We start from the raw sequence: 20240 nt of genomic DNA, 5'->3' as shown, positions 1-20240 counted from the left end.
GCCCGTGGCTGCGCCCGCTGCCGCCGCACCGGCACCCGCTGCCGCCGCGGCACCCGCCGCCGGCACCTCGGTCACGATGCCCGAGCTCGGCGAGTCCGTCACCGAGGGCACCGTCACCCGCTGGCTCAAGGCGGTCGGCGACGAGGTCGCGGTAGACGAGCCGCTGCTCGAGGTCTCCACCGACAAGGTCGACACGGAGATCCCGTCCCCCGTCGCCGGCATCCTGCTCGAGATCAGCGCGCAGGAGGACGACACCGTCGACGTCGGCGGTCAGCTTGCCGTGATCGGTTCGGGCGCGCCGGCTGCCGCCGCACCGGCCCCGGCACCCGCGCCGGCCCCTGCACCCGCGCCCGCACCGGCACCCGTGCCTGCACCCGCGCCTGCGCCTGCGGCCGTGACCCCGCCGCCCGCTCCGGCACCCGCCGCTCCGGCCCCGGCAGCTCCCGCTCCGGCTCCGTCGGCCGGTGGCGACACCGGCGCGTACGTGACCCCGCTCGTCCGCAAGCTGGCCGGCGAGAACAACGTCGACCTGGCGACCGTCACCGGCACCGGTGTCGGCGGCCGCATCCGCAAGCAGGACGTGCTCGCCGCCGCAGAGGCCAAGAAGGCACCGGCCGCCACCCCCGCGGCCGCGGCACCGGCGGCCCCCGCCGCGGTCCCCGCCGCCGGCGTGCGGCCGGAGCTCGCGAACCTGCGCGGCACCACCCAGAAGGTCAACCGCATCCGCCAGATCACCGCGGTCAAGACCCGGGAGTCGCTGCAGACCACCGCGCAGCTGACCCAGACCTTCGAGGTCGACGTCACCAAGATCGCCGCCCTCCGCGCCCAGGCCAAGGCCGGGTTCGCCGAGCGCGAGGGCGTGAACCTGACCTTCCTGCCGTTCTTCGCGAAGGCCGTCGTCGAGGCGCTCGGAACCCACCCGAACGTCAACGCGAGCTACAACGAGGACGCCAAGGAGATCACGTACCACGCGGCCGAGCACCTGGGCATCGCCGTGGACACCGAGCAGGGTCTGCTCTCCCCGGTGATCCACAACGCGGGCGACCTGTCGCTGGCCGGCCTGGCCCGCGCGATCGCGGACATCGCCAAGCGCGCCCGCTCCGGCGGACTCAAGCCCGACGAGCTGTCCGGCGGCACGTTCACGATCACCAACATCGGCAGCCAGGGCGCCCTGTTCGACACCCCGATCCTGGTGCCGCCGCAGGCCGCGATGCTCGGTACGGGCGCAATCGTCAAGCGCCCCATGGTGATCACCGACGAGAACGGCAACGAGTCCATCGGCGTCCGCTCGATGTGCTACCTGCCGCTCACCTACGATCACCGCCTGATCGACGGCGCCGACGCGGGTCGGTTCCTCACCACGATCAAGCAGCGGCTCGAGGAAGCGGCCTTCGAGGCCGATCTCGGGCTGTAGGTCACAGCACGTCCCTCGGGGGCACCATCGGTCACGATGGTGCCCCCGAGGCGTTTCGCCCGGGGATCGACCGAGGAGGCAGCACGATCATGCGAGTGACGGTCGCCGGTTCGTCCGGCCTGATCGGGACGGCCCTCGTCGCCTCGTTGCGCGCCGACGGCCACGAGGTGCGGCGGCTGGTGCGCAGACCCGCCGCGGCCCCCGACGAGTTCACGTGGTCGCCGCCGGACGACGAGATCGATCTGCGCGCGCTCGCCGACGCGGACGCGGTGGTCAACCTGTGCGGGGCGGGGATCGGCGACCGGCGCTGGTCCGGCCCGTACAAGCAGACACTGCGTACCAGCCGGATCGACACCTCCCGCGTCGTCGCCGACGCCGTCGCGCGGTCCGGGGTGCCGACGCTGGTCAACGCGAGCGCCGTCGGCATCTACGGCGACACCGGAGACCGCGCGGTCGACGAGTCGAGCCCGACCGGCACCGGATTCCTCGCCGACCTCTGCCGGGACTGGGAGCGGGCCGCCGAGCCGGCGTCCGCCGCGGGCGTCCGCACCGTGCTGCTCCGCAGCGGGACCGTGGTGTCGCCGCACGGCGGGCTGCTGGGCAGGCTGCGCCCGCTGTTCGGGGTGGGTCTGGGCGGACGCCTCGGCAGCGGCAGGCAGTACCTGTCCTGGATCTCGCTCGAGGACGAGCTCGAGGCGATCAAGTTCGTGCTGCGCACCCAGACTGTGAACGGTCCGGTCAACTCGACGGGACCGTCGCCCGTCACCAACGCCGCGTTCACCGCGGATCTCGGGCGCGCGCTGCACCGCCCGACGCCGTGGATCGTCCCCCGATTCGCCGTCCGCGCCCTGGTCGGCGAGTTCGCGGACGCGGCGGTGCTGACGGGTCAACGGGTGCTGCCGACGGTGCTGGAGGAGGCGGGATTCGTCTTCCGCCACAACACCTTAGGCGAGGCGCTCGACGCCGCCCTGTCGCGGTGACCGCGCCCCGCACGACGCCTGCCGGAGGCGGGCGTAACGTGTCCGGAATGAGCAGCACCATCTCCTCGATCCGACTCTCCACCGACCCGCTCGACGTGCGGCAGCTCGGCCGGGTCGACTACCTCGAGGCCTGGGACCTGCAGCGTGGCCTCGCCGACGAGCGCGCCGCCGACCGCGGTCGCGACACCCTGCTGCTGCTCGAGCACCCGTCCGTCTACACGGCGGGCCGCCGCACCGCGCCCGAGGACCGGCCGGCCGACGGCACCCCCGTCATCGACGTGGACCGCGGCGGCAAGATCACCTGGCACGGTCCCGGCCAGCTGGTGGGCTACCCGATCGTCCGGCTCGCCGAACCGGTCGACGTGGTCAAGTACGTGCGCCGCATCGAGGAGGCGCTGATCACCGTCTGCACCGACCTCGGCGTCGAGTGCGGCCGGGTGGACGGCCGTTCGGGCGTCTGGCTGCCCGCCTCGCTCACCGACGGGACCTGGCTGCCCGAACGCAAGATCGCGGCGATCGGCGTGCGCGTGCAGCGCGGTGTCGCGTTGCACGGCTTCGCGCTCAACTGCGACGCGATGCTCGACGCCTTCGACGACATCATCCCGTGCGGCATCACCGACGCCGGCGTCACCTCGCTGACCCGCGAGCTGGGCCGCGAGGTCACCGTCGCGGAGGTCACCCCGGCCGTCGTCACCGCCGTCAGCGCCGCCTTCGACGGCTCGCTGCCCGTCACCGCGCACGACATCGAACGGATCACCTTCGACGCCGCCGCCGCGGCCACCCGGCCGGTGTCCACTCCGGACTTCACCACGCACCGGTTCGGCTGACGGCCCGCCGGGAACCGGCGTTTCGGGCGACCTTCCGGGGCAAACCCCGACGAAACCTGCCGCGGCTCCGGGCGTAGCATCGAACGCGTGACTGTGGCCCCAGAAGGACGCAAACTGCTCCGCATCGAGACCCGAAACGCGGAAACCCCGATCGAACGCAAGCCCAACTGGATAAAGACCCGCGCGAAGATGGGCCCGGAGTACACCGAGCTCAAGTCGCTGGTCCGCAGCGAGGGCCTGCACACGGTGTGCGAGGAAGCCGGCTGCCCCAACATCTACGAGTGCTGGGAAGACCGCGAGGCCACCTTCCTGATCGGCGGCGAGCAGTGCACGCGGCGCTGCGACTTCTGCCAGATCGACACCGGCAAGCCCGCCGCCCTGGACCGGGACGAGCCCCGCCGGGTCGCCGAGTCCGTGCAGTCGATGGGCCTGCGCTACTCGACCATCACCGGCGTCGCCCGCGACGACCTGCCCGACGGCGGGGCCTGGCTGTACGCGGAGACGGTCCGCCAGATCCACGAGATGAACCCGGGTACCGGCGTCGAGAACCTGATCCCCGACTTCAACGGCAAGCCCGAGTTGCTGGCCGAGGTGTTCGAGTCCCGCCCCGAGGTGCTCGCCCACAACGTCGAGACGGTCCCGCGCATCTTCAAGCGCATCCGGCCGGCGTTCCGGTACGAGCGCTCGCTCGGCGTCATCACCGCCGCCCGCGACTTCGGCCTGGTCACCAAGTCGAACCTGATCCTCGGCATGGGCGAGACCCCCGAGGAGATCCAGCAGGCGCTGGTCGACCTGCACGAGGCCGGCTGCGACATCGTCACCATCACCCAGTACCTGCGGCCGTCGCCGCGGCACCATCCCGTCGAGCGCTGGGTCAAGCCCGAGGAGTTCGTCGAGCACTCCGAGTTCGCCACCGAACTCGGCTTCGCGGGGGTCATGGCCGGGCCGCTGGTCCGCTCCTCCTACCGGGCCGGGCGGCTGTACGCGCAGGCGATGGCCCACCACGGCCGAGCACTGCCGGAGGGCCAGGCACACCTCGCCGCGGAGGGCAGCGCCTCCCAGGAGGCCAGTTCGCTGATGGCGCGCCTGGCCGGCGCCTGACCGCGAGCACCGGTCGGGTGCGGTTCGCGTGCGGTGCGGGACGTATCCTGTGAGGTATGGCGAACGGCAAGGGCAAGGAATCCAACGAGGCGAAGGCCGCGGCGAAAGCCGCGCGCAGGCAGGCATCGAAGGAGCGGCGTAGCCAGCTCTGGCAGGCCTTCCAGATGCAGCGCAAGGAAGACAAGCTGCTGCTGCCGTTGATGATCGGCGCGGTGGTCGGCCTCGCGGTGGTGTTCTTCCTCGTCGGCCTCGTCTTCGGGATCGAGTGGTTCCTGCTTCCGGTCGGCATCCTGCTCGGTGTGCTGGCGGCGTTCATCATCTTCGGTCGCCGGGTGCAGAAGACCGTCTACGGCAAGGCCGACGGTCAGGCCGGCGCCGCGGCATGGGCGCTGGACAACCTGCAGGGCAGCTGGCGGGTGACCAACGCGATCGCGGGTACCACCCAACTCGACGCGGTGCACCGGGTGATCGGCCGGCCCGGCGTGATCCTGGTCGCCGAGGGCGCGCCGCAGCGCGTGAAGTCCCTTCTGGCGCAGGAGAAGAAGAAGACCGCACGCCTCGTCGGCGACACCCCGATCTACGACATCGTCGTCGGCAACGAGGAGGGGCAGATCCCGCTCTCGCAGCTGCAGAAGTACATGTCGAAGCTGCCGAAGAACATCGACACCAAGCGGATGGACACCATCGAGTCACGCCTGGCCGCGCTCGGCACCCGCGGTGGCCCGGCGATGCCGAAGGGGCCGATCCCCGGTGGCGCGAAGATGAAGGGCGTGCAGCGCACCATGCGTCGCCGCTAGGAGAACGACCCGCGAACAGCAGGGACCCCGGGGCGCGCTGTCGTCACGGCACGAGAGCCGTGCGTGTTCTCGGCACAGGTCCGCGCACAACGCTCACGACCCGCCGCTGCCCGAGGTGAGAATCCGAGGGACGGGGTCGTGAGCGTTGTGCGCATCGGGTGAGTCGACTGCGCAACGGCCGAGAACACGCTCGAGCGCGCAGCGCCTCAGCGGGAGCGGATCAGCATGGTGCCGGTGGCCCGGTCGTGCATGCCGCGGCCGTCGTGGTCGGTGATCAGCGCGGGCACCACGAACACCAGCAGCACCTGCCGGACCAGCGCCCGGACGAATCCCACCGGGACGGGGCGGTCGACGCGGGCCACGCCGATACCGACCGCGAACTGGCCGGGCGTGAACGCGAACAGCGACACCGCCCCGACGCCGACCACGAACCACACGATGAGGGCGACGGTGTTGATCAGCCCGCCGGTCCAGTCGCCGCGGACGAGCAGCGAGGCCACACCCACGCCGATCGCCCAGTCGATCGCGAGCGCCAGCACGCGACGTCCGGTGCCTGCGGCCGCACCGGGGCCGGACTCGGGCAGTCCGAGCTTCTCGCCGCGGTACCGACCCACCTCCTGCTCCTTCGGCAGAGCCGCCGTCGGGCCGGAGAGCCAGGATCCAGTCATACGCGCCATGGGTCCAGGATAGGCGCGAACGCACGTGCTCACGGCCACGGCCTCCCCGGTGTGACGTACGTCGTTTTCCAAGACGTGTAACACTGACGAAACACAGCCTTGATTGTTGGGCAACACCGAGTCCATACCGTCGCCTCGACGAAACCCGCCGCAATCACTACTGGCTGGGACCCAACTGAAGGAGCACAAGCGTGGCGTTCAGCACGGCCGACGAGGTCATCAAGTACATCGCCGACGAAAAAGTCGAGTACGTGGACATCCGGTTCAGTGACCTGCCCGGCGTCCAGCAGCACTTCTCGATCCCGGCCTCCGCGTTCAACAAGGACGTCTTCGAGGACGGCCTCGCGTTCGACGGTTCGTCGGTCCGCGGCTTCCAGTCGATCCACGAGTCCGACATGATGCTCCTGCCGGACGTCTCGACCGCGCGCATCGACCCCTTCCGGCACGCCCGCACGCTGAACATGGACTTCTTCGTCCACGACCCGTTCACCCGCGAGTCCTACAGCCGTGACCCCCGCAACGTCGCCCGCAAGGCGGAGGAGTACCTGGTCAGCACCGGCATCGCCGACACCGCGTACTTCGGCGCCGAGGCCGAGTTCTACATCTTCGACTCGGTCCGCTACGACTCCGGCATGAACGGCGCCTTCTACGAGCTGGACTCGATCTCCGGCTCCTGGAACACCGGCAACGAGGTCAACGCCGACGGCAGCCCGAACCTCGGCTACAAGGTCCGCCCGAAGGGTGGCTACTTCCCCGTCGCCCCGTACGACCACTACGTCGACCTGCGCGACGAGATCTCCACCAACCTGACCAACGCGGGCTTCGAGCTCGAGCGCGGCCACCACGAGGTCGGCACCGGCGGCCAGCAGGAGATCAACTACAAGTTCAACACCCTGCTCGCGGCGGCCGACGACCTGCAGCTGTTCAAGTACATTGTCAAGAACACCTGCTGGCAGAACGGCAAGTCCGCCACCTTCATGCCGAAGCCGCTCTTCGGCGACAACGGCTCGGGCATGCACGTGCACCAGTCGCTGTGGAAGGACGGCAAGCCGCTCTTCCACGACGAGTCCGGCTACGCCGGCCTGTCCGACCTCGCCCGCTGGTACATCGGCGGCATCCTGCACCACGCCCCGTCGCTGCTGGCGTTCACCAACCCGACGATCAACTCGTACCACCGCCTGGTGCCGGGCTACGAGGCCCCCATCAACCTGGTGTACAGCCAGCGCAACCGCTCGGCGGCCGTGCGCATCCCGATCACCGGCAACAACCCGAAGGCCAAGCGCCTCGAGTTCCGCGCGCCGGACTCCTCGGGCAACCCGTACCTGAACTTCGCCGCGCAGATGATGGCCGGCCTGGACGGCATCAAGAACAAGATCGAGCCGATGGCGCCGGTCGACAAGGACCTCTACGAGCTCCCGCCGGAGGAGGCCCGCAACATCCCGCAGGCCCCCACCAGCCTGAACGCGGTCATCGACCGGCTCGAGCAGGATCACGACTACCTCACCGAGGGCGGCGTCTTCACCACCGACCTCATCGAGACCTGGATCTCGATCAAGCGCGAGCAGGAGATCGCCCCGGTCAACCTGCGTCCGCACCCGTACGAGTTCCAGCTGTACTACGACGTGTAAGTCATGATGCACAGCTGAACCTCAGCTGACCACAACGGCGCCCCAACCCTTCGGTTGGGGCGCCGTTGTCTGTTCCAAACCCGACACGCCGCGTTCGCCGTTCTTTTGCGCGAACACCGATCTGCGAGCAGTGTGATGTCCGAGGGTTGCGCGAACGGGGAGGTGACGCCGGTGGACTTCCAGGCTTGGTGGAATTTCGTGTCCGCGCGCCGCAGCCAGCTGGTCACCGACTCCTATCTCCACGTGAGCGCGGTCGTGCAGTCGATCGTGATCGCGACGATCATCGCCGTCGGCATCGGGATACTCGTCTACCGCAGTCCGATCGGCTCCGCCGTCGCCACCGGGCTGGCCAGCACCATCCTCACGGTGCCCTCGTTCGCCCTGTTGGGCCTGCTCATCCCGATTCTCGGCCTCGGCGTCCGCCCGACCGTCACCGCGCTGGTGCTCTACGGCCTGCTGCCGATCATCCGCAACACCATCATCGGCCTTGCCGCGGTGGACCCGGCCATCACCGACGCCGCGCGTGGGGTCGGGATGAACCGCCTTCGCGTGCTCGGACGGATCGAGATGCCGCTGGCCTGGCCGTCCATCCTGGCCGGCATGCGGGTCAGCACCCAGATGCTGATGGGGATCCTGGCGATCGCCGCCTACGCCAAGGGCCCCGGCCTGGGCAACCTGATCTTCTCCGGCCTGTCGCGGGTGGGCAGCCCGACCGCGGTGCCGCAGGCGCTGACCGGCACCGTGCTCATCGTCATCCTGGCCCTGATCCTGGACGCGCTCTTCGTCCTGCTCGGCCGGCTCACCACGTCGAGGGGAATCCGTTGACCGACACCGCATCCCGCGAGGGCACCGCCTCCCCCGACGGCTCCGGGCCCGACGGCCACGTGCACGGTGTGGAGATCGTGCTCGAGGACGTGGTCAAGCGCTACCCCGGCCAGGAGGCGGCGGCCGTCGACGGGGTCTCGATGACCATCCCGGCCGGCGAGACGGTGGTGTTCGTCGGGCCGTCGGGCTGCGGCAAGACCACCACGATGCGAATGATCAACCGGCTCATCGAACCCACCTCGGGAAAGATCACGATCGGCGGCCGGGACGCGCTCTCGATCGATCCCGACCACCTGCGCCGCGGGATCGGCTACTCCATCCAGCAGGCGGGTCTGTTCCCGCATCTCACGGTCGCCAAGAACGTCGCGACCGTGCCCGGCCTGATCGGGTGGGACCGCAAGCACATCGCCGAGCGCACCGACGAGATGCTCGATCTGGTCGGCCTCGACCCAGACACCTACCGGGACCGGTACCCCCGGCAGCTGTCCGGCGGCCAGCAGCAGCGGGTCGGGGTGGCCCGGGCGCTCGCGGCGGATCCGCCGGTACTGCTGATGGACGAGCCGTTCGGTGCCGTCGACCCGATCACCCGCGGACTGCTCCAGGACGAGCTGATGCGACTGCAGTCCGAACTCGGCAAGACGATCGTGTTCGTCACCCACGACTTCAACGAGGCCGTCAAGCTCGGTGACCGAATTGCCGTGCTGGGCAGCCAGTCTCACATCATGCAGTACGACACCCCGGAGGCGATCCTGGCGAATCCCGCCAACGACATGGTCGCCGGGTTCGTCGGGGCCGACGCCTCCCTCAAGCAGTTGACCCTCAGCCGGGTCCGGGACGTTCGCCTGCTGCAGTGCCCGACCGCGCACGAGGACGGATCCGTCGACGAGTTCCGGCGCGCGCTGCTCGCTCGCAAACGGCATTGGGGCCTGATCCTGGACCGCCGCGACCGCCCGGTCCGGTGGGTCTCCCCCGCGCACCTGGCGAGCGCGACCTCGTTGCGCGACGTCGGCGATCCGGTCGGCGAGATCGTGTCCGTGCAGTCGACGCTGCAGGACGCGCTCGAGGCCCTGCTCGTCGAGTCCAGCGCCTCCACCGTCGTGACGGGCCTGCGCGGCGAGTACGCCGGACTGATCACCATCGACACCCTGGTCGACGAGCTCCGCGACCTGCGCGAGGAGCACGCGCACGACCACGACGAGGTGGGCGGCGACGCCGTGGAACCACCCGGCCGTCACCGGGCGCCCGAGGACACCGAGCCGTGACCGCAGGCATCGACACCAGTTCCACCGGGCGCGCGGACCGGGTGCGCCTGCTCGCCCAGCCTGCGCTGGTGCTGATCCTCGTCGGCGGGGTGCTGGGCTGGGCGTTCACCCGTGACCTCACCGCCACCCAGCAGGCCAGCATCAGCGTGTCCAACCTCGCCCACCTGACCTGGCAGCACGTGCTCATCACCGTCGCCGTGGTGGTGATCGTGCTGGTGCTGTCGGTGCCGCTGGGGACGCTGCTGACCCGCCCCGGGTGGACCCGGCTCGCGCCGCTGTTCGTGGGGATCGCGAACATCGGCGCCGCGGCCCCCGCGATCGGTCTGCTGGTGCTGTTCTACCTCGCCACCCGCACCACCGGGTTCTGGGTCGGAGTGCTGCCGATCGCCTTCTACTCACTGCTTCCGGTGCTGCGCAACACGATTCTGGGATACCAGGAGGTCGATCGCACGCTGATCGACGCGGGCCGGGGCCAGGGCATGTCGGCGATGACGGTGCTGCGCCGAGTGGAATTCCCGATGGCGGTGCCGTACATCCTCGCCGGCCTGCGCACCTCCCTCGTGCTCGCGGTCGGCACGGCCACCCTGTGCTTCCTGGTCAGCGCGGGCGGTCTCGGGATCCTGATCGACACCGGATACAAGTTGCGCGACAACGTGACCCTGGTGGTGGGCGCCGTCCTCGCGGTCTCGCTCGCGCTGCTGGTCGACTGGCTCGGCGCGCTGGCCGAGACCTACCTCGGCCCGAAGGGGCTGCGTTGACATGGCCGGACGACGAAAGATCCTGTGGCGCAAGGTCGCGGCATTCGCGATGGCCGCGGCGACGGCCGCTGCCCTAGCCTCGTGCGGCCTCGAGTCCGGCGGCGCGCTGCCGCTGAAGGTGGGGCCGGGCAGCATCACGCCGGTCGAGGGGCTCGAGGGGGTGCCGATCACGGTGGGCTCCAAGGACTTCACCGAGCAGATCATCCTCGGCTACATCATCGAGTTCGCCCTGTCCGCCGCGGGCGCGGACGTCCGCGACCTCACCAACATCCAGGGGTCCAACAGCACCCGGGACGCCCAGATGCACGGCCAGATCGACGTCACCTACGAGTACACGGGCACCGGGTGGATCAACTACCTCGGCCACGAACACCCGATTCCCGACCCGACCGCCCAGTTCGAGGCGGTGCGCGACGAGGACCTCGCACGCAACGGCATGGTGTGGACCGATCCGGCGCCGATGAACAACACCTACGCGCTCGCGACCAACCGGGCCACCGCCGAGGCCACCGGGGTGCGGACCCTCTCGGACTATGCCGCGCTGGTCAACCGCGACCCGGCCGCGGCGGCCACCTGCGTGGAGACGGAGTTCAACGTCCGCCAGGACGGCTATCCCGGCATGGCGGCGGCCTACGGTTTCGATCCGGCCAGGGCGCAGAAGCAGATTCTGCAGACCGGCATCATCTACCAGGCCACCGCGGACGGCACCCAGTGCAAGTTCGGAGAGGTCTTCACCACCGACGGCCGGATCATCGCACTGGACCTGGTCCTGCTCGACGACGACCGGTCGTTCTTCCCGAAGTACAACCCGGCGCTGATCATGCGTGAGTCCTTCGCCAAGGACCACCCGGAGGTCGCGCAGGTGATGGCGCCGATCTCGGCGGCGCTGACCAACCAGGAGATCACCGAGTTGAACCGCCGGGTCGACGTGGAGGGGCTCGAGCCCGCCGACGTGGCCAGGCAGTGGCTGGTGGACAAGGGTTTCGTCACCGCCGTGGACTGACCCGACTCCTCGTCGGAGCCGCCGTCAGGACTCCTCGGGCGGAGCCTCGGGCCGTGGTCAGTTCGAACTCAGTACCGGCGCGCGGCGAAGAACGGCATCGAGTCCAGCGGTGCCCGCTTGACCGGCTGGCCCTCCGTCGGCGCGTGCACGACCATGCCGCCGCCCGCGTACAGCCCGACGTGTTCGGCGCCGTAGAAGAACACCGCGTCACCGGGCTGCAGGTCCGCCTTCGAAACCGGCGAGCCCCCGTTGACCTGGTCGTACGTGACGCGCGGGAGGGAGACCCCGGCCTGCCGGTACGCCCACTGGACGAGCCCCGAGCAGTCGAACGCGTTCGGGCCGGTGGCGCCCCAGACGTAGGGCGCACCGAGCTTGGTCTGAGCGGCGTCGAGCGCCCGCTGCCCGTGGGACGCGACGATCGGCGCCCCGGGAGCCGGCGGCAGAGCCGGTAGACCCGGGATGTCGAAGGAACCCACTCCGGGGATGGTGATCGGCGCTGCCATCGCCGGGGCGGCGGGAAGTGCCAGCACGCCGCCGGTGATCGCGGCGCCGACGGCGATCGCGCGAACCGATCGGCGCAGTCGGTGGTCCTGCTTCGCCCTGTGCTTTGCCATGTGACCTGATCCTCCGAGGTTCTCCGTCGGCAGCCGGGTGGCGTCGACTTCGAAACACAGAGTTCCTGTCCTCGGGTAACGAAACAGCGGCAGAAGTACCCGGGGGCATACCTGGTTTTCGTGTTGCATTCGCGACACGTACGTGATATACGCCGTCAAAAAGGCGGTGTTCGGCCGCTGACGAGCCGGCCACGGCGGCTACTCGCCCCCGAACACCCGCTCCACCACGGCCTTCGCCCGGCGCGTCACCCGCAGGTAGTTGTCGAGGAACTCCCCCGCATCCGCGCTGTTCCAGCCGGCGACCTGCGCGACCGCGGCGAGCACCCGTCCGGGCCCGGGCAGCTGGTCGGACGGTTTGCCCCGGACCAGCACCAGCGCGTTGCGCGCCTTCGTCGCCGTCAGCCAGGCCTCGCGGAGCAGCTCGATGTCCGTCTCGCTCATCAGCTCGGCGGCCCCGATCGCGTCGAGCGTCTCGAGCGTCGAGGTGTTGTGCAGCGCGGGCACCTCGTCCGCGTGCCGCAACTGGATCAGCTGGACCGTCCACTCGATGTCGGCGAGGCCGCCGCGCCCGAGCTTGGTGTGGGTCGCCGGGTCGGCACCACGCGGCAGGCGCTCGGAGTCCACCCGGGCCTTGATCCGGCGGATCTCGCGGACCGCCTGCTCGGAGACGCCCCCCTCCGGGTAGCGGGTCTCGTCGATCATGCGCAGGAAGCGAAGGCCGAGGTCCGCGTCGCCCGCGACGGTGTGCGCGCGCAGCAGCGCCTGGACCTCCCAGGCCTGCGCCCACTGCCGGTAGTAGGCCTGGTAGGAGGCGAGGGTGCGCACCACCGGCCCGTTGCGACCCTCCGGCCGCAGCCCCGTGTCCACCTCGAGCGGCGGGTCCGTGCTGGGCGCGCCGAGCAGCTTGCGGACCCGGTCGGCGATGGTGTTGGCCCACTTGACCGCGCGCACCTCGTCCTGGCCGGGCAGCGGCTCGCACACGAACAGCACGTCGGCGTCGGAGCCGTAGCCGAGTTCGCCGCCGCCGAGCCTTCCCATGCCGATCACCGCGAACGACGCCGGAGCGGGCTCCCCTCGCTCGACCTCGCTGGCCCGGATCACCGCGTCCAGGGCCGCACCGAGCACCGCCGCCCACACCGAGGACAACGCCCGGCACACCTGCGGCACGTCGAGCATCCCGAGCACGTCCGCCGAGGCCACCCGCGCGAGCTCGTGCCTGCGCAGCGACCGCGCCGCGGCGACCGCGCGGACGGGGTCGTCGTAGCGCGCCGAGGACGACAGGATGCCGCGGGCGACCTCGCTGGGATCGTTGTCGAGCAGGCGTGGGCCGTTCGGACCGTCCGCGAACAGCCGCAGCACGTCCGGGGCCTTGATCAGCAGGTCCGGGATGTACGCCGAGGACCCGAGCACGATCATCAGCCGCTGCGCCACCGCGCCCTCGTCGCGCAGCACCCGCAGGTACCAGTCCGCGTCGACCATCGCATCGGACAGGCGACGGTAGGCCAGCAGTCCGGCATCGGGATCCGGTGTGTCGCTGAGCCATTCGAGCAGAGTGGGCAGCAGCAGGGCCTGGATGCGACCCTTGCGCGACGCCCCGCCGGTGAGCGCCTTGAGGTGGCCGAGTGCGTTCTCCGGCGCCGTGTACCCGAGTGCCGCCAGCTGCCGGGTGGCGGCGTCGGGGCTCAGCCGGATCGCGTCCTTGTCCAGGCGCGCAACCGATTCCAGCAGCGGACGGTAGAACAGCTTGGCGTGCAGGCGACGGATCCGCAGCGCGTTGCGCTTGACCTCGGCGTTCAGTACGCCGAGCGAGTCGGTGCGACCGTCGGGGCGCATGTGGGCGGCGCGGGCGAGCCAGCGCAGGCCCTCCTCGTCGTCGGCGGGCGGCAGGGTGTGCGTGCGCTTGAGCTTCTGCAGCTGCAGCCGGTGCTCGATCAGCCGGAGGAACTCGTAGGACGCCGTCAGGTTCGCGGCGTCGTCGCGGCCGACGTAGCCGCCCGCGGCCAACGCGGTGAGCGCGTCGATGGTGCTCTGCACCCGGAGCGACTCGTCGGCCCGACCGTGCACCAGTTGCAGGAGCTGGACGGCGAATTCGACGTCGCGCAGGCTGCCGCGTCCGAGCTTGATCTCGCGCTCGCGCAGCTCGGCCGGGACCATCTCCTCGACCCGGCGACGCATCGCCTGCAGATCGGTGACGAAGTCGTCGCGCTCCGACGCGGTCCACACCAGCGGGTTCAGCGCGTCGAAGTACCGCTGCCCGAGTTCGAGGTCGCCGGTCGCCGGTCGAGCCTTGAGCAGCGCCTGGAACTCCCAGGTCTTGGCCCAGCGCTTGTAGTACGCCACGTGCGAGTCGAGGGTGCGCACCAGTTCGCCACGCTTGCCCTCCGGCCGCAGCGCGGCATCGACGTCGAAGAACGCCGAGGAGCCGATGCGCATCAGTTCGCCGGCGAGCCTGCTGGTGGACGCGTCGGACGGTTCGGCGACGAAGACCACGTCCACGTCGCTGACGTAGTTCAGTTCGCGGGCACCGCATTTGCCCATCGCGATCACCGCGAGCCTGGCCGGGCACTGCTCGTCCGGGTAGATGGTCGCCACCGCGACCGACAGCGCGGCGGTGAGCGCCGCATCGGCCATGTCGGAGAGCTGGTGACCGACGGTCTGGTACGGAAGCACCGGCTCGTTCTCGACGACGGCGGCCAGGTCCGCGGCCGCCAGCACCATCAGCTGGTCGCGATAGGTCTTGCGCAGCGCGGCGACCGCGGCCGGGCCGGTGATACCCGCGCGATAGATCAGATTCGTCGGGGACGCCGAACCGTCGGGGACGGCCTGCACCGACTCGAGCAGTTCGTCGGTGAGCGCCCTGCGGGACGGCAATCCCTTGTCCCCGAGCAACAGCCGCCAACCGGTCGGGTCCGCCGCGAGGTGGTCGGCGAAGGCGCTCGACGCACCGATCACCCCGAGCAACCGGCCGCGCAGCGTGCTGTCGCCGCGCAGCGCCGCATCGAGTTCGGCCCAGCCGTCGCCGAGGCCGTCGCGCAGCCGGACCAGGGTGCGCAGCGCGAGGTCCGCGTTCGCGGCCCGGGACAGCGACCAGAGCAGGTCGACGCTCTCGGTGTTGACCCAGCCGAGCGCGGCCAGTTCCTCGGGCGCGGTGGCCTCGAGCAGGCCCAGTCGGCCGACGCTGGGGATGGCGGATCGGGCGGTAGGCGGCTTGACCATCGGCGCTCTACAGACCGAGGTAGGTCTCGAGCTCGAACGGGGTCACCCGGCTGCGATACTCCTCCCACTCCCGCCGCTTGTTGCGCAGGAAGAAGTCGAACACGTGCTCGCCCAACGCCTCCGCGACCAGCTCGGAGCGCTCCATCTCGCGCAACGCGTCGGCGAGGCTGCTGGGCAGCGACTTGTATCCCATCGCCCGGCGCTCGGCGTCGGTGAGGGCCCACACGTCGTCCTCCGCCTCGGGCGGCAGCTCGTAGCCCTTCTCGATGCCGCGCAGGCCGGCGGCGAGCAGGACCGCGAACGCGAGATACGGGTTGCACGCCGAATCTGGGCTGCGAATCTCCACGCGACGCGAGGACGCCTTGTTCGGGGTGTACATGGGCACCCGGATGAGCGCGGACCGGTTCGACGGACCCCAGGACGCGGCGGTCGGGGCCTCGCCGCCGTGGACGAGCCGCTTGTACGAGTTCACCCACTGGTTGGTCACGGCGCTGATCTCGCCGGCGTGCTCGAGGATGCCCGCGATGAACGCCTTCCCGGTGTCCGAGAGCTGCATCGGGTCGTCCGGATTGTGGAAGGCGTTGTTCTCGCCCTCGAACAGGCTCATGTGGGTGTGCATCGCCGAGCCGGCCTGATCGCTGAACGGCTTGGGCATGAACGTCGCCCGCACGCCCTCGGCGATCGCGACCTCCTTGACCACGTACCGGAAGGTCATCACGTTGTCCGCCATCGACAGCGCGTCGGCGTACCGCAGGTCGATCTCCTGCTGCCCGGGCGCGGCCTCGTGGTGGCTGAACTCCACCGAGATGCCCATCGACTCGAGCGCGTCGATCGCGTGCCGGCGGAAGTTCGGCGCGGAGTCGTGCACCGCCTGGTCGAAGTAGCCGCCGCTGTCTGCGGGCACCGGCACGCTGCCGTCGTTGGGGCCGTTCTTCAGCAGGAAGAACTCGATCTCGGGGTGCACGTAGCAGCTGAACCCGAGGTCGCCGGCCTTGCTCAGCTGGCGGCGCAGCACGTGCCGCGGATCGGCCCACGACGGCGTGCCGTCCGGCATCGCGATGTCGCAGAACATGCGCGCCGAGTGCTGCGCGCCGTCCTTGTGCTCCCACGGCAGGATCTGGAAGGTCGACGGGTCCGGCTTGGCGACGGTGTCCGCCTCCGAGACGCGGGAGAAGCCCTCGATGGCCGAGCCGTCGAACCCGATGCCCTCACTGAAGGCGCCCTCGAGCTCCGCCGGGGCGATCGCCACCGACTTGAGGTAGCCGAGCACGTCGGTGAACCACAGTCGGACGAAACGGATGTCGCGTTCTTCGAGTGTCCGAAGCACGAATTCCTTTTGGCGATCCATGTCCGCGAGAGTAGGCAAAGTCCGTTAAATCTGTGTTACATCGTGAAATCGGTTACTAACACGTGAGGTCGGGAGCCGTCGGCGTGAGGTCGACCAGGTAGCGGACCACCGGATCGTCGACGCAGGAGTCCCCGTTCAACGCCACCGTGTGCTGGGTGCCGCGATAGGTGATCAGCGATGCCCCCAGCTGCTTGGCCAGGTCCACCCCGGCCTGGTACGGCGTCGCCGGGTCCTCGGTCGTCGAGACCACCACGACCTGCGGCAGCCCCGGCGCCTCGACGGTGTGCGGGTTGCCGGTGTGCGGCACCGGCCAGAACGCGCACACGTCGAGCGGGGCGCTGCCCGTGCCGCGACCGTCGTCGAGGAAGGGTGCCGCCTTCCGGTAGGCGGTGTCCCCCGCCCCGGCCTGGGCGCGGTCCGTGACCGGCGGGTCGTCCACGCAGCGGATCGCGTTGAAGGCGTCGTTGATGTTGCTGTACTTGCCGTCGTCGGCGCGGCCCTCGTACTGGTCTGCCAGCAGCAGCAGGCTGTCGCCCCGACCGTCGGCCAGTTCCGACAGCCCGCTGCGCAACGCGCCCCACAGGTTCGGCGAGTACAGCGCCTGCTGCGCGCCGGTGGTCGCGTCCTTGTAGCTCAGGCCGCGCGGGTCGGTGGTCGCGGCCGGGTGGTCGATCAGCGGGTCGATCAGGGCCCGGAACCGGGCGTCGGCCCGAGCCGGGTCGGTGCCCAGCGGGCACTGCGTCTTCGTCACGCAGTCCGCGACGAACGCGTCGAACGCCCGCTGGAACCCGCCCGCCTGCAGGATCGTCTCCTGCACCGGGTCCTGCTCCGGGTCGATCGCGCCGTCGAGCACCATCGCCCGGACGTTGCGGGGGAAGGCCTCGGCGTAGGCGGACCCGAGCCGGGTCCCGTACGAGAAGCCGACGTAGGTCAGCTTCTCGTCGCCGAGCACCGACCGGATGACGTCCATGTCCCGCACCACCTCGCGGGTGCCGACGTGCGCGAGGAACGCCGTGCCCGACCGCTGTCCGCACTTGCCGGCGTAGTCGCCGTTGTGGGCCTCGGTCCTCGCGATCCCGGCCGGGCTCATGTCGACGTCCGGCTCGGCGCGGACCGCGTCGGCCTCGGTGTCGGTGAGGCAGCGGATCTGCGGGGTGGAGGCGCCGATGCCGCGCGGGTCGAAGCCGATCACGTCGAACCGCCGACCGATGTCGGTGTCCTCGCCGGTGGTCGCCAGCGACAGACCCGACGCCCCCGGCCCGCCTGGGTTGACCAGCATCGAACCGATCTTGTCGCCGGTCGCGGGGTTGCGCGAGATCGCGATCTGGGCGGTCTCGCCGGTCGGGTTGTCGTAGTCGACGGGGACGCTCACGTGCGCGCACTCGAGCCGGCTCGCGAGCGGGCCGTCGGTCTCGAAGTCCTCGCACGACCCCCACTGCAACGTCTGCGAGTAGAACTTCTCCAGCCCGGCCGGGACCGCCCCGGCTCCGGGCGCGAAGTCGCCCGCCGGACGCTGCTGCGCGGACCCGGTCGGCGCGCCGGTGGCCGATCCGTCGACGGAGCTGCCACAGCCGGCGACCAGCGCCGCGGCGAGGGCCCCGGTGGCCAGGACGAAGGGCAGTCGGCGGTTCGGCGGCATTGGTCGATGGTGCCACGGGTAGCTGAGGATCCCCTGGGAGCGGGCTTCGCTCGGCCGACCGGTTTTCGGAAGCTTGGACCCCGCATTCCGGGGCCCAGACTTCCGAAGTCAGCGATCGGCGAGCGCCTCGACAATCTGGGTGAGCACGAGATCGGACTCCAGCCGAAGTTGGTGCCAGGTGAACCGCAGCACGTGCCAGCCCGCGTTGACCAGCCGGTTCTGGCGCTTCGCGTCGTTGTTGTATCGGGTCACGTCGCGGTGCCAGGCCCAGCCGTCCACCTCGATCGCGACCCGAGCGCGCACGAAGGCAACGTCGATTTCGTATCCGCAGCTGGTGACGTGCGAACGCCAGCCGGTGAGCTGAGACGCCCGCAGCAGCCGCAGGAGCATTCGTTCCGCTTCGCTGTGCCCGCCGTCGCCCGCCGAGCGCAGTAGTCGGGACGCCGCCGCGGTGCCGTGGCGGCCCCGATTACGTTCGTGCACGGCCTCGAGCACGGCCAGCGTCGTGTGACGTTAAGCGCTCGGTCCATCAGCACCGATCCGTCGCGGAGATCGACGGCCGCCTCGAGGACGGTCAGAGGCAGGTCGGTAGTGCGCAGGCCACGCGCCGCCCCGACGTCGGTCCAATCGAGGTCGCGTCGGCGCACGCGCAGTCCGGCCCGGCTCCTGACGACGCGGGCCCGGGGAATGGTGACGCAGTCGTCCACGGGTGGACGGTCGGTGAGGCCGAGCCACCAGGCAGCGCTGGTACCGCTGGCCACCGCTCCCGGACCCGCGGCGAACACGGCTGCCCGCAGCCTCGCGGCACGGGTGAGTTGGCGGTCGGCGCGCAGGTACACGCCCAGGTGGAGGCGGCGCCAGTCACCGCCGTGGACCCGGCGATCGACCGCGGTCCGGCTCATGCCTACCGCGAGTGCCTGCCCCAACGTGACCACGCCGTCCTGCTTCGCCATCACGGCGTGCACTGCGCGGGGAGTCATGTCGTGTTGGACGTCGCCCGTGCGGTCCGGGGTTCCAGCCGAGACGCATTCGGGAAGCTCGAGCCCCGCAATCCGGGGCTGAGACTTCCCGAATCGCGAACGGCCGGGTGTGACGAACCGCACCTCCGCCGCCGCCCGCGACGATGGCAGACTGAGCGTGTCATCACCCACAACCCGGGGACCCGCACTGGGCCTCGAGGCACGAAAGGGACCCTGATGTCCGACAACACCGCGTCTGTCTACGGTTCCGCGCCCGCTCAGCCGGCCGCCAAGCGAACCAAGATCCGCACCCACCACCTGCAGGCCATGAAGGCCGAGGGCGAGCGCTGGGCAATGCTCACCGCCTACGACTACTCGACCGCCCGGATCTTCGAGGAAGCAGGCATTCCCGTCCTGCTCGTCGGCGACTCGGCCGCGAACGTCGTCTACGGCTACGACACCACCGTGCCGGTCACCATCGACGAGCTGATCCCGCTGGTCCGCGGCGTGGTCCGCGGCGCCCCGCACGCCCTGGTCGTCGCCGACCTGCCGTTCGGCAGCTACGAGTCCTCCCCCGAGCAGGCCCTGGCCACGGCCACCCGGTTCATGAAGGAGGGCCTCGCGCACGCCGTGAAGCTCGAGGGCGGCGAGCGCGTCGCCCCGCAGATCGCCGCGATCACCGCCGCCGGCATCCCGGTGATGGCGCACGTCGGCTTCACCCCGCAGTCCGTCAACAGCCTCGGCGGTTTCCGGGTCCAGGGCCGCGGCGACGGCGCCGAGCAGCTGGTCGCGGACGCCATCGCCGTCCAGGAGGCGGGCGCGTTCTCCGTGGTCATGGAGATGGTGCCCGCCGAGATCGCCGGTCAGGTCACCCGCAAGCTGACCATCCCGACCGTCGGCATCGGCGCCGGCCCCGAATGCGACGCCCAGGTGCTGGTCTGGCAGGACATGGCCGGGTACACCAGCGGGAAGACCGCAAAGTTCGTCAAGAAGTTCGCCGCGGTCGGCGACGAGCTGCGCGGGGCGGCCGCCGCCTATGCCGCCGAGGTCCGCGCCGGCACCTTCCCCGCGGAGGAACACAGCTTCTGATCGCGACACCGTCGCGCCGCCGTTCCCCGGCCGGGTGGCACACTCGGAAAGTGTTCACCCGACCGGGGAACCGTTCCGCCTTCCGCTGATGTCCCCCGACAGA

Annotated in this window: 17 protein-coding genes; 11 read left to right on the top strand and 6 right to left on the bottom strand. The window is 70.5% G+C overall.

Going from position 1 to position 20240, the window contains the following annotated elements:
- The 5 genes from sucB to ACFVH2_RS13510 form a co-directional block, all read left to right on the top strand.
- The coding region (gene sucB, locus ACFVH2_RS13530) for a 2-oxoglutarate dehydrogenase, E2 component, dihydrolipoamide succinyltransferase (RefSeq protein ID WP_378475709.1) at positions 1–1414 on the top strand (1414 nt) is incomplete at its 5' end.
- 89 nt (positions 1415–1503) lie between these two features.
- On the top strand, positions 1504–2394 hold the full coding sequence (locus tag ACFVH2_RS13525) for a TIGR01777 family oxidoreductase (protein ID WP_378424356.1): 891 nt from the start codon (positions 1504–1506) through the stop codon (positions 2392–2394).
- Between the two features lie 47 nt (positions 2395–2441).
- On the top strand, positions 2442–3221 hold the full coding sequence (gene lipB, locus ACFVH2_RS13520; RefSeq protein WP_378424354.1) for a lipoyl(octanoyl) transferase LipB: 780 nt from the start codon (positions 2442–2444) through the stop codon (positions 3219–3221).
- Between the two features lie 87 nt (positions 3222–3308).
- A complete protein-coding gene (gene lipA, locus ACFVH2_RS13515) occupies positions 3309–4322 on the top strand; it encodes a lipoyl synthase (RefSeq protein ID WP_378424351.1) in 1014 nt (337 codons plus the stop codon).
- A gap of 56 nt (positions 4323–4378) precedes the next feature.
- On the top strand, positions 4379–5119 hold the full coding sequence (locus tag ACFVH2_RS13510) for a DUF4191 domain-containing protein (protein WP_378424349.1): 741 nt from the start codon (positions 4379–4381) through the stop codon (positions 5117–5119).
- Between the two features lie 206 nt (positions 5120–5325).
- Here the strand turns inward: ACFVH2_RS13510 and ACFVH2_RS13505 are convergent, their stop codons facing one another.
- Positions 5326–5796, bottom strand: a complete 471-nt coding sequence (locus ACFVH2_RS13505; RefSeq protein ID WP_378424347.1) for an RDD family protein — start codon at positions 5794–5796, stop codon at positions 5326–5328.
- A 191-nt stretch (positions 5797–5987) separates the two neighbouring features.
- Between ACFVH2_RS13505 and glnA the strand changes: the two genes are divergently transcribed.
- From glnA to ACFVH2_RS13480, 5 genes are all read left to right on the top strand, one after another.
- Positions 5988–7424, top strand: coding sequence for a type I glutamate--ammonia ligase (glnA, locus tag ACFVH2_RS13500; RefSeq protein ID WP_378424345.1), 1437 nt, complete (start codon positions 5988–5990; stop codon positions 7422–7424).
- A gap of 135 nt (positions 7425–7559) precedes the next feature.
- On the top strand, positions 7560–8249 hold the full coding sequence (locus tag ACFVH2_RS13495; RefSeq protein ID WP_378424343.1) for an ABC transporter permease: 690 nt from the start codon (positions 7560–7562) through the stop codon (positions 8247–8249).
- A 59-nt stretch (positions 8250–8308) separates the two neighbouring features.
- Entirely contained in the window at positions 8309–9511 is a 1203-nt protein-coding gene (locus tag ACFVH2_RS13490; RefSeq protein ID WP_378424405.1) for an ABC transporter ATP-binding protein, read from the top strand.
- Positions 9508–10269, top strand: a complete 762-nt coding sequence (locus tag ACFVH2_RS13485) for an ABC transporter permease (RefSeq protein WP_378424341.1) — start codon at positions 9508–9510, stop codon at positions 10267–10269. Before ACFVH2_RS13490 ends, ACFVH2_RS13485 begins: the two co-directional genes overlap by 4 nt.
- 49 nt (positions 10270–10318) lie before the next feature.
- Positions 10319–11272: a glycine betaine ABC transporter substrate-binding protein gene (locus ACFVH2_RS13480; protein WP_378424403.1), complete on the top strand. Its 954-nt coding sequence runs from the start codon at positions 10319–10321 to the stop codon at positions 11270–11272.
- Between the two features lie 68 nt (positions 11273–11340).
- Here ACFVH2_RS13480 and ACFVH2_RS13475 read toward each other — a convergent pair whose 3' ends face one another.
- The 5 genes from ACFVH2_RS13475 to ACFVH2_RS13455 all read right to left on the bottom strand — a co-directional run bounded on the left by ACFVH2_RS13475 (position 11341) and on the right by ACFVH2_RS13455 (position 18572).
- Complete coding sequence (locus tag ACFVH2_RS13475) at positions 11341–11886, bottom strand: C40 family peptidase (RefSeq protein ID WP_378424339.1); 546 nt, start codon at positions 11884–11886, stop codon at positions 11341–11343.
- Positions 11887–12084: 198 nt separating this feature from the next.
- Positions 12085–15102, bottom strand: coding sequence for a bifunctional [glutamine synthetase] adenylyltransferase/[glutamine synthetase]-adenylyl-L-tyrosine phosphorylase (locus ACFVH2_RS13470; RefSeq protein WP_378424337.1), 3018 nt, complete (start codon positions 15100–15102; stop codon positions 12085–12087).
- A gap of 7 nt (positions 15103–15109) precedes the next feature.
- Positions 15110–16450, bottom strand: coding sequence for a glutamine synthetase family protein (locus ACFVH2_RS13465; RefSeq protein WP_378424335.1), 1341 nt, complete (start codon positions 16448–16450; stop codon positions 15110–15112).
- A 55-nt stretch (positions 16451–16505) separates the two neighbouring features.
- Entirely contained in the window at positions 16506–18089 is a 1584-nt protein-coding gene (locus ACFVH2_RS13460) for an alpha/beta hydrolase (protein ID WP_378424333.1), read from the bottom strand.
- A gap of 108 nt (positions 18090–18197) precedes the next feature.
- Positions 18198–18572: an endonuclease domain-containing protein gene (locus tag ACFVH2_RS13455; RefSeq protein WP_378424331.1), complete on the bottom strand. Its 375-nt coding sequence runs from the start codon at positions 18570–18572 to the stop codon at positions 18198–18200.
- Between the two features lie 713 nt (positions 18573–19285).
- On the opposite strand from ACFVH2_RS13455, the gene panB reads away from it, so the two are divergent.
- Positions 19286–20137 (top strand): 3-methyl-2-oxobutanoate hydroxymethyltransferase, encoded by an 852-nt coding sequence (gene panB / locus ACFVH2_RS13450; RefSeq protein ID WP_378424329.1) that lies wholly within the window; start codon positions 19286–19288, stop codon positions 20135–20137.
- Positions 20138–20240: the final 103 nt, after the last annotated feature.

It is taken from the genome of Rhodococcus sp. NPDC127527, from assembly GCF_042672245.1.
Classification (GTDB): Bacteria; Actinomycetota; Actinomycetes; order Mycobacteriales; family Mycobacteriaceae; genus Rhodococcus_G.
The sequence above is the reverse complement of the archived record's forward strand: the minus strand, read 5'-3'. Positions and strand labels throughout refer to the sequence as shown.